At 44.6% G+C, this 13,672-nt stretch carries 11 protein-coding genes; 10 read left to right on the top strand and 1 reads right to left on the bottom strand.

The features are described 5' to 3' along the window. Positions 1-256 precede the first annotated feature (256 nt). The 10 genes from D6855_RS00945 to gdhA all read left to right on the top strand — a co-directional run bounded on the left by D6855_RS00945 (position 257) and on the right by gdhA (position 11,814). Positions 257-1,003 (top strand): DeoR/GlpR family DNA-binding transcription regulator, encoded by a 747-nt coding sequence (locus D6855_RS00945; protein WP_120737107.1) that lies wholly within the window; start codon positions 257-259, stop codon positions 1,001-1,003. A 13-nt stretch (positions 1,004-1,016) separates the two neighbouring features. Then, entirely contained in the window at positions 1,017-1,922 is a 906-nt protein-coding gene (pfkB, locus tag D6855_RS00940; protein WP_120737105.1) for a 1-phosphofructokinase, read from the top strand. Between the two features lie 63 nt (positions 1,923-1,985). Then, positions 1,986-3,923, top strand: a complete 1,938-nt coding sequence (locus D6855_RS00935; protein WP_120737103.1) for a PTS fructose transporter subunit IIABC — start codon at positions 1,986-1,988, stop codon at positions 3,921-3,923. Positions 3,924-3,949: 26 nt separating this feature from the next. Beyond that, the gene (locus tag D6855_RS00930) at positions 3,950-4,213 is read left to right on the top strand and encodes an HPr family phosphocarrier protein (RefSeq protein ID WP_120737101.1); all 264 of its coding nucleotides are present in this window, start codon (positions 3,950-3,952) and stop codon (positions 4,211-4,213) included. A gap of 40 nt (positions 4,214-4,253) precedes the next feature. Continuing rightward, on the top strand, positions 4,254-5,960 hold the full coding sequence (ptsP, locus tag D6855_RS00925; RefSeq protein WP_120737099.1) for a phosphoenolpyruvate--protein phosphotransferase: 1,707 nt from the start codon (positions 4,254-4,256) through the stop codon (positions 5,958-5,960). 154 nt (positions 5,961-6,114) lie between these two features. After that, positions 6,115-6,789: a polyphosphate polymerase domain-containing protein gene (locus tag D6855_RS00920; protein WP_120737097.1), complete on the top strand. Its 675-nt coding sequence runs from the start codon at positions 6,115-6,117 to the stop codon at positions 6,787-6,789. A gap of 19 nt (positions 6,790-6,808) precedes the next feature. After that, positions 6,809-7,480, top strand: a complete 672-nt coding sequence (locus D6855_RS00915) for a DUF4956 domain-containing protein (protein WP_120737095.1) — start codon at positions 6,809-6,811, stop codon at positions 7,478-7,480. A gap of 6 nt (positions 7,481-7,486) precedes the next feature. After that, positions 7,487-9,592 carry a CotH kinase family protein gene (locus D6855_RS00910; protein WP_120737093.1) on the top strand — a complete coding sequence of 702 codons (2,106 nt, stop codon included), beginning with the start codon at positions 7,487-7,489 and terminating at the stop codon, positions 9,590-9,592. A gap of 155 nt (positions 9,593-9,747) precedes the next feature. Further along, on the top strand, positions 9,748-9,906 hold the full coding sequence (locus D6855_RS16645; protein WP_158589435.1) for a hypothetical protein: 159 nt from the start codon (positions 9,748-9,750) through the stop codon (positions 9,904-9,906). Positions 9,907-10,479: 573 nt separating this feature from the next. Next, positions 10,480-11,814: an NADP-specific glutamate dehydrogenase gene (gdhA, locus tag D6855_RS00905; RefSeq protein WP_120737092.1), complete on the top strand. Its 1,335-nt coding sequence runs from the start codon at positions 10,480-10,482 to the stop codon at positions 11,812-11,814. A gap of 90 nt (positions 11,815-11,904) precedes the next feature. Here gdhA and D6855_RS00900 read toward each other — a convergent pair whose 3' ends face one another. Next, the gene (locus D6855_RS00900; RefSeq protein WP_120737090.1) at positions 11,905-13,668 is read right to left on the bottom strand and encodes a glycoside hydrolase family 2 protein; all 1,764 of its coding nucleotides are present in this window, start codon (positions 13,666-13,668) and stop codon (positions 11,905-11,907) included. Between the last annotated feature and the right edge of the window lie 4 nt (positions 13,669-13,672).

The following is a 13,672-nucleotide window of genomic DNA, read 5'->3' as shown; positions in this document are numbered from 1 at the left end:
CATAATACGTAACCATACTAATATTTTAGTTTAAATTCAGTGCCTTTGTAAAGGTAGATTTACGGTTGTAAGAAAAGCTTTATTCTTTTTTTAGAATATTGAGTTTGTGACCGCGTGATTAATTTTGATTATTTGTTTATCATTTGTGATTAATTTACAAAGAGTCGAGTGATTATTTGTGATTAATTATGATTGTTATTGATTGAGTCCAGTGTTATCCTTAACTTAACATAATCCGGAAATGTGAGGGGAAACCATGCTTACAGAAGAACGTCGCAATCTGATCGTTTCATACGTCAATGATAAAAATGCTGTTACTGTAGCGGAACTCATGGAGGAGTTTGATGCTTCTGCTGCTACTATTCGAAGAGATCTTTCTGCACTCCACGATGAGAAGAAGATCGTGAAGGTCTTTGGCGGAGCCACTGCAATAGATGCCAGCAGTATCAGCACTAAGGAACCAACTGTTTCTGCCAAGGCAGCTTTAAACGTTGAGGAAAAGGACAGGATCAGTAAGTACGCAGCTTCTCTTATAGAAGATAACGACTTTGTCTATATCGACTCAGGAACTACCACCTTAGAGTTGATCAAATATATCGAGAACACCAGGGCCAAGTACATCACAAATGGTATCGTTCACGCCAAGAGACTCCTTGAAAAGGGCCTTAATACAATGATCATCGGCGGAAGGTGCAAGGCTTCAACAGAGGCCATCATCGGTCCTGAGTGCATTGAAGGCATCAGCAAGTATCACTTTACCAAGGCATTTATGGGAACCAACGGAATCTCCATTAGCGCTGGTTACACCACACCGGATGTGGACGAAGCCATGGTAAAGGGCGAGGCTGTGGCCCACGCTTATCTCTCATACATCCTTGCTGATCACAGCAAGTTTGGTCAGATAAGCTCAGTTACATTCGCAGATATTTCCAGTTGCTGCATCATTACAGATATGGAAGTTTCAAAAAACTACACCAGCAAGACCGTCATCAAGGTGGTCTGAGAGGGAGGTAAAAATGATCTACACAGTTACATTTAATCCAGCAATCGACTACGTGGTAAGAATGAGCGATGAGCTCTTACCCGGAATGACTAACAGGTCTGATTCAGAAGAATGCTACTTTGGTGGAAAAGGAATCAATGTTTCCACTATCCTGCAGAACCTTGGAATAGAAAACACAGCTCTTGGTTTTGTGGCAGGCTTTACCGGCAAGGCTATTGCAGAGAGCGTAAAGGGCAAGGGAATCCACGCTGACTTCGTTGAGCTTCCTGAAGGAATCTCCAGGATCAACGTCAAGATAAAGGGCGCAGCTGAAACAGAGATAAACGCTCAGGGCCCAAGGATTCCAGAAGAGGCCCAGCAGAAGCTCTTTTCCAAAATAAATGAACTTAAGGACGGGGATGTTCTGATCCTTGCTGGAAGTATTCCAAACTCTCTTCCAAGCGATGTATATGAGAAGATCATTGCCCTTGTAAATGACAGAAAAATAGAAGTCGTTGTGGATGCGACAAAGGATCTTTTGAAAAATGTCCTTAAATATCATCCATTCCTTATAAAGCCAAATAACCACGAGCTTGGTGAGATGTTTGGCACAGTGCTTAAAACTGATGACGAGATTGAAGCTCATGCCAAAAAGCTTCAGGAACTCGGTGCGAGAAACGTTCTCATTTCCATGGCAGGTGATGGCGCAATGCTCATCTCTGAAGACGGACAGAAATTCCGCATCGGTGTTCCCAAGGGACAGGTAAGGAACTCCGTTGGCGCCGGAGATTCCATGGTCGCAGGTTTCATCGCAGGTTACCACAAGTATGGAGACTATGATAAGGCTCTTAAGATGGGAACCGCAGCAGGATCAGCAACCGCCTTTTCTGACGATCTTGCCACAGGGCAGGCAATACTTGATCTTTATAACAATCTTTAAGAGGAAGATTTGTAAAGGTTTGTACAGGGGATACTGTAAACAAGAGGAAAAATAGGAGGGTCTATGAAAATCACAGATTTATTAAAAAAGGAAGGTATCGCATTAAACGTTGATGCAGCTGACCAGAACGCAGCCATCGACAAGCTCATCTCACTTCACGATGCAGTTGGCAATTTATCTGATGTTGCAGCTTTCAAGGAAGCAATCCTTGCAAGAGAAGAAAAGGGTTCAACAGCTATCGGAATGGGAATAGCAGTTCCACATGGCAAGTCAGCAGCCGTTAAGCAGGCTGGTGTAACAGCCATGACAATTCCAGCAGGTATCGACTATAAGTCCCTGGATGGAAATCCAAGCAATCTCTTTTTCATGATCGCTGCACCTGATACTGCAGCTGATACACACCTTGAAGTGCTCTCAAAACTGATGACACTTCTTATGGATCAAAGTTTTGCAAAAAAACTTGTAGAAGCTAAGACACCAGAGGAATTCCTTAGTATAATTGATAGTAAGGAAGCTGAGAAGGATAAAGAAGAGGCTGCTAAAAAAGCTGCTGCCGCTCCTGCTCCTTCCGCTAAGACAGTTAAAAAGCTCGTTGGTGTTACAGCATGTCCTACAGGAATCGCTCACACCTTCATGGCTGCTGAGGCTCTTGAGCTCAAGGCAAAAGAACTTGGCATCGACATCAAGGTTGAGAAAGACGGTTCCGGCGGAGCTAAAGACGTTCTTACCGCAGCAGAGATTGCTGAGGCAGATGCTGTTATCGTAGCCTGCGACAAGAACATCGAGATGGGAAGATTTGATGGCAAGCCAGTTATTATCACTTCTACAAAAGAAGCTATCCACTCCCCTGAGGCTCTTATCGAGAAGGCAACAGCTGGAAACGTAGCTGTTTACAAGCACACCGGTGCTGTTAACAAGGCTGCAGACACAGGAGCTAATGAAAGCGTTGGAAGAAAAGCTTACAAGCACCTTATGAACGGTGTTTCCCACATGCTTCCATTCGTTATTGGTGGTGGTATCCTCATAGCGATCGCTTTCCTTTTAGATGACTATTCAATCGATCCAAGTAACTTTGGTTCAAATACACCAGTTGCAGCATGGTTTAAAACAATCGGCGGCGCAGCATTTGGATTCATGCTTCCAATCCTTGCTGGATTCATTGCTCAGAGTATCGCTGACCGTCCAGGTCTTGCTGTAGGTTTTGTAGGTGGATATCTTGCATCCACTGGCGCTACTTTCGCTCTTCCAGGCGGCGATGTTCCATCAGCCTTCCTTGGAGCTCTGGTAGCTGGTTTCATCGGCGGTTATATCGTAGTTGGACTTAAGAAGCTCTTTGAGTTCCTTCCTGCATCACTTGAGGGAATCAAGCCAGTACTTATTTTTCCACTTCTTGGTTCACTTCTCATCGCCATTGTAATGTGCCTCCTCAATCCTATCGTTGGTGCTCTCAACGTTTGGATCTCAGGCGTACTTACAGGAATGAGCAGCGGATCTATCATCACACTCGGCGCTCTCCTTGGAGCAATGATGGCAACAGATATGGGTGGTCCTCTCAACAAGGCCGCTTACGTATTCGCTACTGCTGCCCTTGCTAACCAGAACGAGACAGGCTTTATGATCATGGCAGCTGTTATGGTTGGTGGTATGGTTCCTCCAATCGCTATCGCACTTGCTACCATTATCTTTAAGAATAAATTCACTGCAGCTGAGAGAAAGTCAGGCCCTGTAAACTTCATCATGGGTCTTTGCTTCATCACAGAGGGTGCTATCCCTTACGCAGCAGCTGATCCTCTTCACGTAATTCCTTCACTTCTTGTTGGATCAGGCGTTGCTGGTGCTCTCTCAATGGCTTTTGGATGTACTTTAAGAGCCCCTCACGGCGGAATCTTCGTATTCCCTGTTGTGGGCAACATGGTTATGTACCTTGTAGCTCTTCTTGCCGGTTCTGTTGTAGGATGTATCCTTCTTGGAGTCCTCAAAAAGAACGCGCAGGAGGCTTAATATAACACAGAAAGGAAAATAAAACTATGGTATCACAGACAATTACAGTAACTAACGAGCAGGGAATGCACATGCGTCCAGCAAGCGTTTTCAGTCAGGCAATGACTCCTTTCGCATGCGACGTAAAGATCGTATTTAACGGAAACACTTACGACGCAAAGAGCGTAATGATGCTCATGAGCGCTTGCATCAAGTGTGGTGCAGAGATCGAAGTTGTGTGCGACGGCGCTGACGAGCAGGACGCACTTAAGAAAGCTATCGAGCTCATTGAGGCAGGATTAGGTGACTAATTCCCCGTTAAATTTTTAGAGGGTATGAATGGAGGAGCAAATGTATCAAGGAATTCCCGCATCCCGCGGTATTGGTATTGGCAGTATCTGCGTCATTGCTGAGCACGAGCTTAAGTACGACGCAGCTAAGGTACAAGATGTTGAAAGTGAACAGAAGCGTTTTCAGGACGCTATAGAGAAGTTCAAACAGGAAACATCAGAAATGGCTGAGGATATCAGAAAGAGGATCGGACCCAAAGAGGCTGAGATCTTAGAGGGCCATCTCGTTATGATATCAGATCCCAGCATGTCTGGAGAGATGGGCAAGATGATCGCCACAGGTCAGTGCGCAGAGGCTTCTGTTGAGGCTGTTTGTGACATGTTCTATGGCATGTTTTCCAAAATGGATGACGACATGATGCGCCAGAGAGCTTCAGATATCGCCGACATTAAGGTCAGCCTTTTAAAGATTCTTCTTGGAATTGAGGATGTTGATATCAGCAGTGTAGCTCCTGGTACAGTTCTTGTAGCCAAGGACCTCACTCCATCCATGACCAGCCAGATCCGCAAGGAGAATGTAGCTGGCATCATCACAGAGGTTGGCGGCAAGACCTCCCACTCTGCTATTTTGGCAAGAGCTCTGGAGATCCCTGCTGTACTGTCCGTTCCTGACATCACAACTCTTGTTAAGGACAAGGACACAGCCATTGTGGATGGAACTGAAGGAAATGTCTACATCAATCCTGATGGAGATGTTCTCTCCCAGTACATTATAAAGCGCGAGGAATTCATCAAGAAGCAGGCTGAACTTAAGAACTTCCTGGGAAAAGAGACTGTCACAGCCGATGGTATAAACCTTGAGCTGTTCTGTAATATCGGAACTCCTAAGGATGCTAAAAAAGCTGTTGAATGTGACGGCGAGGGAATAGGTCTTTTCCGTTCAGAGTTCCTGTTTATGGATAACAACCACATGCCATCTGAGGAGGAACAGTTTGCAGCCTACAAGGAAGCTGCTGAGACTCTTGGCGGCAAAGCAGTTATCATAAGGACTCTTGATATTGGCGGCGACAAGGACATTCCATATCTTAATATGAAGAAGGAAGAAAATCCTTTCCTTGGCTACAGGGCTGTAAGGTACTGCCTTGGCAACAGGGACAGCTATAAGATTCAGCTACGTGCCATCGTAAGGGCCAGTGCCTTTGGTAAGGTTAAGATCATGGTACCTCTTGTAACCTGCGTTGAAGAGATCAGAGAAGTCAAGGCTCTTGTTTCCGAGATCAAAAAAGAGCTTGATGCCGAGGGTATCTCCTACGACAAGGATATTGAGGTTGGCTGCATGATAGAGACAGCTTCCGCTTCTCTCATCGCTGATCTTCTTGCCAAGGAATCAGATTTCTTCTCAATCGGAACCAATGACCTTACTCAGTACACCATGAGTGTAGACAGAGGAAACGCTGATGTTGCTTACCTCTATTCCACTTTCCAGCCATCAGTTCTGCGTTCAATAAAGCACATCATTGAATGTGGCAGAAATGCAGGAATCCCAGTTGGAATGTGCGGAGAGGCAGCTGCAGATCCACTTATGATACCGCTTCTCATATCCTTTGGACTTACAGAGTTCTCAGTTAACCCTGTACTTGTACTTACCGCAAGATGCATTATTTCAAAGTGGAGCAAAGCTGAGGCTGATGCTCTTGCCCAAAAGGTAATGAATCTGGATACCGAAAAAGAAATAGTAGATCTTCTTAAAGCAGAAGCAAAAGAATAAGAATATTGCATGAGCCGCAAGGCACAGTGCCAGAAATACCGGATGATCTTCATCCGGTATTTTTTTGTGCAAAAAACTTAAATACCTTTTAGGTATTTTTTAGGTTAGGACTATATCATTATAAAAAAGCGAGATTAAGAGAAAGGAGCAAGCCATGCAATTTAGGCATGAACTAAAGCATGAGATCACGGTAAGTGACATGATAGCTATAAGGCAGCGACTACGGGCCGTGGCGACTCCTGATCCTCATGCTGTGTCAGGTAAATACCTGATAAGGAGTCTGTATTTTGACACTCCTGAGGATAAGGCTCTTTTAGAAAAGCAGTCGGGAGTCAGTAGAAGAAACAAGTTCAGGATCCGCTTCTACAACGGGGATACCTCTGTCATACACCTTGAAAAAAAGTGTAAAACAGCAAATCTTGGATGCAAGGTGTCAGCACCTCTGACCGCAGAGCAGGCTCAGAGCATTGTAGATGGCAACATAGAATGGATGAAGGATTCTGAGTACGACCTTGTTAGAGAACTGTATTCAAAGATGGTTTCAGAAAGACTCAGGCCACGGACCATCGTAGATTACACGAGAGAGCCTTTTATCTTCGGACCTGGCAATGTAAGAGTCACTTTAGACTACGACATCCGCTCAGGACTTGGATGCGTGGATTTTTTAAACAACGAGTGCGTAACTGTTCCTGCTGCAGGAGGTACCTGCATTTTAGAAGTTAAGTGGGATAACTTCCTGCCTGACATAATAAGGGATGCTGTGCAGCTCCCCCATGCAAGGACAGGCGCTTTTTCCAAATATGAAGTTTGCAGACAACCAATAATCTAACTACAAGGAGAATAAAAAAATGACATTCAGTAACATATTCAAATCAAGCTTTATTGAAAACGTAACCAGCGTAAGCATGGTAGATATGGCGATCGCCATGGTCCTTGCTTTCGCCATCGGACTTTTTATCTTTTTGGTTTACAAAAAGACCTATCAGGGAGTTATGTATTCATCCAGCTTTGGAGTTACCCTGATAGCTCTTTCAATGATCACAACTCTTGTAATTCTGGCAGTTACCAGTAACGTAGTACTCTCCCTTGGTATGGTGGGTGCTCTCTCCATAGTTCGTTTCAGGGCAGCCATAAAAGAGCCACTTGATATCGCTTTTCTGTTCTGGTCAATTGCAGTAGGTATTGTGCTTGCAGCTGGAATGATCCCTCTTGCAGTATTTGGAAGCATCATAATTGGAGTGATCCTTCTTGTTTTTGTAAATAAAAAATCTTACGTTACACCTTACATCGTTGTTATCAGCTGCAACGGCAACGAGGCTGAGGAAAAAGCTACAACATTCCTTAAATCCAAGGTTAACAGATACGTTGTAAAGAGTAAGAGCGCCCAGAAGGGAAGCTTAGAGCTCAATGTAGAAGTAAGACTTAAAGACGACAACACAGATTTTATCAACGAGCTTTCTGAGATTGAAGGCGTGGACAGCGCTGTACTTGTAAGCTACAACGGCGAATACATGGGGTAATAAGCCATGATAAGCAGTAAAAACATTAACAAAATATGCGTATTTGTTCTACTTATCGCTGTTCTTGTTACTGTGCTGTTTATGAACGGAAGTGCTCTGGGACTTACAGAGGCTGGAGCAATCTCTTTTTCATATGAAGATAAGCTCTTTGATGACAGCTATGTTCACACTCTGAATATCGAGATGGACGACTGGGACAGCTTTATTGAAACTGCCACCAGTGAGGAATACAGCACAGCAAACGTGACTATCGATGGTGAGACAATCTATAACGTTGGCATCCGTGGAAAGGGAAATACATCCCTTAGCACCGTGTCCCAGCTTGACAGCGAAAGGTACAGCTTAAAGATAGAATTCGACGCCTACGAGGATTCAAATAACTACTATGGCCTTGATAAGCTATGTCTCAACAACCTGATCCAGGACTACACCATGATGAAGGATTACCTGGCCTACAAGCTAATGGGCGAGTTTGGAGCTTCTGCTCCCCTTGTGAGCTTTGTCTACGTGACAGTAAATGGTGAGGACTGGGGACTGTTCCTGGCTGTTGAGGCTGTTGAAGACTCTTTCCTTGAAAGAAACTATGGTTCCAATTTCGGAGATCTCTATAAGCCCGATACCATGTCCATGGGCGGTGGCAGAGGCAATGGTAGAGACTTTGATATGGATGACTTCGACTTTGATTTTGGTAAGAAAGATACCGAGACTGAGTCTGAGGATACTGAGTCAAAGGATTCCGAGTCAAAGGATTCTGAGTCTGAAAAAAAGGGACCAGGCTCTTTTGCAAAGGGTCCTGACTTTAGCGGCGGCGGACCAGATTTTAACAGCGAGGAAGGCGGATTCCCTGGAGGCGGTCCAGATTTTGACAGTAAGGATGGCGGATTTCCTGGCGGTGGAATGCCTTTTGGATTTGGCAACAATGATGCCAAGCTGATCTACTCAGACGACGATTACGACAGCTATTCTACCATATTTAACAGCGCCAAGACTCCTATCTCCACTTCTGACAAAAACAGGCTGATAAGCGCTCTTAAGTCACTTAATGAGGGCATTGAAAATGGTGATACTGAAGAGATTACCAGCGCTGTAAATGTTGAAGAAGCTATGAGATACATGGTAGTCCACAACTTCCTTGTAAATGGTGACAGCTATACAGGATCCATGATCCACAACTACTATTTATATGAAGAAGATGGCCAGCTGTCCATGATCCCTTGGGATTACAATCTGGCCTACGGAACCTTCCAGGCAAGTGATTCAACTTCAGCTATTAATGACCCTATAGATACTCCTCTTCAGGTTACAGAAGACAGCACAGACAGACCTATGTTCTCCTGGATCACATCAAGTGATGAGTACCTTGAGATGTACCATGAATATTACCAGGAGTTCCTTGATCAGTTTTATACCAATGGCTATCTGACTGATCTCATCGATAGCACCTACAACATGATCAGGGACTACGTAGACAAAGATCCTACCAAGTTCTGCACCACAGAGGAATTTGATACTGCAGTAGAGACCATGCAGCAGTTTGTTAGTCTTAGATGCAAAAGCATCCAGGGACAGCTTGATGGAACTATTCCGTCAACTGACGCTGGACAGGAGGCAGATTCATCAAGCCTTATCGATGCTTCAGGTATCACCCTCTCCGATATGGGCTCCATGGGCGGCGGTGGCGGCCCAGGTGGATTCCCGGGTGGAGACTTCTCTGGTGGTAATGGCGGCCCAGGTGGATTCCCTGGCGGCAATAACAATAGCAGCGACTCCGAAAGTGGCAGTCGCCACAGTGGTCGCGGAGGTGGACCTGGCGGTCACGGTAACAGATCAGAAAGTTCAGACAAAAGTACCAGTGACAGCGAAACCACAAATAGTGAGTCCAGCGAGGGATTCCCCAGTGATTTCCCTGGTGGAGACTTTGAAGGCGGATTCCCAGGCGGTGATTTCCCTGGTGGAGACTTCTCTGGAGGCGGATTCCCAGGCGGTGATTTCCCGGACGCTTCCAGCACAGTAAGCACAGAAGGCTACATCTATCTCGGTGTTTCAGCTGGTGTCCTTCTCCTGGCCCTTGTATTTGCTGCATTATTCAAGAGACGACGAGGCGTACATTGATTAATTACCTGGCGTTCAAAAAGATTACTAATTAATCACATTTTTTTCATATAATTTTAGCGATTTTTGCATTGAACTCTTTGCCCATTTCCGTTATGATATGTTTCGCTACGTGATTGACTTGTTGTTTAACCTTTGTATAAGGAGGTAACGAGATGGGCGAATGGAAACAGGCCTTTGATAGAATAATGGATCAGCTCTACAATCATCCAGAAGAGATGAGAGCTAGACTTCTTAATAAGTATGATTATATTGGCAAGGATGAGAGGAAACCTCAGACAGCCATAGAAATGCTTAGAAGCATGCAGGCTTAAGTAAGTCAAATCCCCTTGGGAATCAGTTCCCAAGGGGATTTTTTTGTCATCATAAACATGGATTCATACCAAACGGATACTAAAGCGCATTTGGTATGTATTTTTTCAGCACTCGCAAACTCATTTTGAGGGCATTTTCATATCAAACAGCACTTTCTATGTGTTTGATATGTATTTTTCTACGAAACAAATTGGGAAAAGAGCTTTGAACAAGCATGAAATTCATATCAGATGAACGGAATCATGCTTCTGATATGTATTTTTTATAAATACCACTTGTTATCGGCTCGAAAAGTACATATCAGACGCAATGAAAGTGGCTCCTGATATGAATTTTCATTATTGACCGGCGTATGAACAGCGTTCAAAACGCGCATCCTGCATAAACATAGCGGCTTTCACAAAAAACTCTTGCGCTTTAAAGTGGTCATGTGTATAATTGTATACAGACAGTGATGTCTGCGCAATGGGGCGTAGAGACCTTTAATTCCTTACGCCCTATTTTTATACCCAAAATTAAGGAATTATACAAGATTTTTTATTGTGCTAAGGCACGGGAAGGAGAAACCAGAAATGTCATATGTTGATGAGATCTACCAGTATGTGGTAGACAAGAACCCAGCTCAGCCTGAATTCCATCAGGCAGTTAAGGAAGTGCTTGAGTCACTTCGTGTAGTTATTGAGGCTAATGAAGAAGAATACCGCAAGGACGCTCTTTTAGAGAGACTTGTAACTCCAGAGAGACAGATCCTCTTCAGAGTACCTTGGGTTGATGATAAGGGACAGGTTCAGGTAAACAACGGTTTCAGAATTCAGTTCAATTCAGCAATCGGACCTTACAAGGGAGGACTTCGTTTCCATCCTTCAGTAAATCTTGGAATCATTAAGTTCCTTGGTTTTGAGCAGATCTTCAAGAACTCTCTTACAAGCCTTCCAATCGGCGGTGGTAAGGGTGGTTCAGACTTCGATCCTAAGGGCAAGTCAGACAGAGAAGTTATGGCATTCTGCCAGAGCTTCATGACAGAGCTCTTCAGACACATCGGTGCTGACACAGACGTACCTGCTGGTGATATCGGTGTTGGCGGACGTGAGATCGGATTCTTATATGGTCAGTACAAGAGAATCAGAGATACATACGAAGGCGTTCTTACAGGTAAAGGCCTTACATATGGCGGATCTCTTGCTCGTACACAGGCTACAGGTTATGGTCTTCTCTACCTTACAGAGGAGCTTCTTAAGTGCAACGGCTCTGACATCAAGGGCAAGACAGTTGCTGTATCTGGCGCTGGTAACGTTGCTATCTACGCTATCGAGAAGGCTCAGCAGCTCGGTGCTAAGCCTGTTACATGTTCAGATTCTACAGGATGGATCTATGATCCAGAAGGAATCGATGTTGAACTTCTTAAGGAAGTTAAGGAAGTTAAGAGAGCACGTCTTACTGAGTACGCTGCAGCTAGACCTTCAGCTGAGTACCACGAGGGCAAGGGCGTTTGGTCAGTTAAGTGTGATGTAGCTCTTCCTTGCGCTACACAGAACGAGCTCCTTCTTGACGATGCTAAGCAGCTTGTTGCTAACGGCGTTCAGGCTGTATGTGAGGGTGCTAACATGCCTACATCTATCGAGGCTACTGAGTACCTCCAGGCTAACAAGGTTCTCTTCGTTTGTGGTAAGGCTTCAAACGCAGGTGGTGTTGCAACATCAGCTCTTGAGATGAGCCAGAACTCTGAGAGACTTTCATGGACCTTCGAAGAGGTTGATGCTAAGCTTAAGCAGATCATGGTTAACATCTACCACAGCATTGATGATGCAGCTAAGAAGTACGGTATGGAAGGCAACTACGTTGCTGGTGCTAACATCGCAGGCTTCCTTAAGGTTGCTGATGCTATGAAGGCTCAGGGTATCGTTTAATAAAAAGTCCATTCCCTAAATGGAGGAAGGCGCTAGGAGAAGAAATTCTCCTGGCGCCTTTTTAAAAATGAAAAGAGTGTTATGAAAACTTTAGCGGTTTATCTTACGTATCTTCTCTGGTGGAACCTTGAACTCTCTGTCGTAGGTCATAAGACCGTTGATCTCCTGCTCTACATCTGTGAGCTGTGTATAAACAAAGCCCTGAACATAAGGAGAATCAAGAAGAGGTTCAACCACATTTCTGTATCTTGTAAGGAAATCTTCCTGGTCTGAAGCCGCTGTATATCCCCAGCCCTCTGTTCCGTCTTTGCAGAAGGATATTCCGCCAAACTCAGTGACCATGATCGGCTCTCCGTGATACTGATAGCCATTGGCAAACAGTGCATGTCCTCCCGGAAAAGAGCTAACTATAGTCTTAAGATCTCCAAAGTGCTCTGTGAGTTCATCTCTGTCACCACTGTAGTCGTGAATTGATATAATGTCTGACTTGGTGTGAGTCCAGCCGTCATTACTTATTACAAGCCTGGTCTGGTCAATGGACTTAACAAGATAGTAAAGTCCCAGTGAATGAGCCTGCTCATCTTTCCTGTCAAGGATCTCGTGCACTCCCCAGGACTCATTAAGTGGAACCCAGGCGATAATGCATGGGTGGTTGTAATCTCTTTTTAAGATCTCAAGCCACTCTCTCGTATGTCTGTCCACAGCAAGTTCTGAGTATTCGTAGGAGCTTGGTCCCTCTCCCCATACTAAAAATCCCAGCTTGTCAGCCCAGTACAGGTATCTTGGATCTTCAACCTTCTGGTGTTTTCTTACGCCGTTAAAGCCCATTTCCTTGGCGTATTCGATGTCTTTTCTAAGGTCATCATCGGTAGGTGCTGTAAGAAGTCCCTTTCTGAAATACCCCTGATCTAAAAGCATCTTCATATAATATGGCCTGTTATTAAGAAGGATCCTGCCATTTACAACGTTTATCTTTCTGAAGGCAAAATAGCCCGTAACAGTGTCTGCAGCGCTACTTTCTGCCACTCCACAAACCCTATATACAATATCAAAGAGCACAGGATTTTCAGGGCTCCAGGTCCAGCTCTCCTGGTGATGCCAGTCCAGAGTAATGGAAGAATCAAGCCAGTATTTAAGCTTAGCCTTTCCGTTTTTGATCTCGATGTCATCAGATAGAAGAGCTTGTCCCTTAAGGGAAATATCTATAGAAGCCGTAGCCTCTTTTGCTCCTTCAATGAACATCTCGATCTCTATCATGCGCTCATCAAGATCGGGAGTGATCCTGACTCTTGAAAGATACACTTCAGGCACTTCCTCAAACCATACGCTCTGCCAGATGCCCACAGTCCTTGTGTAGAAGATTCCTTCTGACTGTCTCTTCCAGAACTGCTTGCCTCTTGTCATCTCAAAATCACCAGAGTCGTCAAAGGCTCTTACTGTGATAAGATGCTCCTCAGTTCCTGCTACAGCATCTGTCACATCGATATCTATGGGAGTGTTTCCTCCCTCGTGGTGGCATACGTGATCAGAGTCTATCCAGATATCTGCCACATGGTCTATTGCTCCAAAGTGCAAAAGGAACCTGCTGCCTTCCCTGCTACTCTTAAAGCTCACCTTTCTCTGATACCAGACAATATCGTGAAAATCCTGGTCATTGATCCCTGATAATTCACACAGATATGTGTATGGCACTATTATCTTTTTATCAAAAACATCCCTGGTCCCTTCGTACCATTTTTCGGAAAATCCTCTGTTGTCATCGTCGTAGACAAAGGACCACTCGCCGTTTAGACTAACAAAACTGTCCCTCACAAAGTCAGGCCTTGGATATTCTGTTCTTGGCAATGTTGTCATTTCT

The sequence above is a fragment of the Butyrivibrio sp. CB08 genome, from assembly GCF_003625485.1.
In the GTDB taxonomy this organism is placed as follows: Bacteria; Bacillota; Clostridia; order Lachnospirales; family Lachnospiraceae; genus Butyrivibrio.
The sequence above is the reverse complement of the archived record's forward strand: the minus strand, read 5'-3'. Positions and strand labels throughout refer to the sequence as shown.

Coding starts and splice junctions, on each gene's coding strand:
- D6855_RS00945 (WP_120737107.1), top strand. CDS start 257: ATGCTTACAGAAGAACGTCGCAATCTGATCGTTTCATACGTCAATGAT.
- pfkB (WP_120737105.1), top strand. CDS start 1,017: ATGATCTACACAGTTACATTTAATCCAGCAATCGACTACGTGGTAAGA.
- D6855_RS00935 (WP_120737103.1), top strand. CDS start 1,986: ATGAAAATCACAGATTTATTAAAAAAGGAAGGTATCGCATTAAACGTT.
- D6855_RS00930 (WP_120737101.1), top strand. CDS start 3,950: ATGGTATCACAGACAATTACAGTAACTAACGAGCAGGGAATGCACATG.
- ptsP (WP_120737099.1), top strand. CDS start 4,254: ATGTATCAAGGAATTCCCGCATCCCGCGGTATTGGTATTGGCAGTATC.
- D6855_RS00920 (WP_120737097.1), top strand. CDS start 6,115: ATGCAATTTAGGCATGAACTAAAGCATGAGATCACGGTAAGTGACATG.
- D6855_RS00915 (WP_120737095.1), top strand. CDS start 6,809: ATGACATTCAGTAACATATTCAAATCAAGCTTTATTGAAAACGTAACC.
- D6855_RS00910 (WP_120737093.1), top strand. CDS start 7,487: ATGATAAGCAGTAAAAACATTAACAAAATATGCGTATTTGTTCTACTT.
- D6855_RS16645 (WP_158589435.1), top strand. CDS start 9,748: ATGGGCGAATGGAAACAGGCCTTTGATAGAATAATGGATCAGCTCTAC.
- gdhA (WP_120737092.1), top strand. CDS start 10,480: ATGTCATATGTTGATGAGATCTACCAGTATGTGGTAGACAAGAACCCA.
- D6855_RS00900 (WP_120737090.1), bottom strand. CDS start 13,668: ATGACAACATTGCCAAGAACAGAATATCCAAGGCCTGACTTTGTGAGG.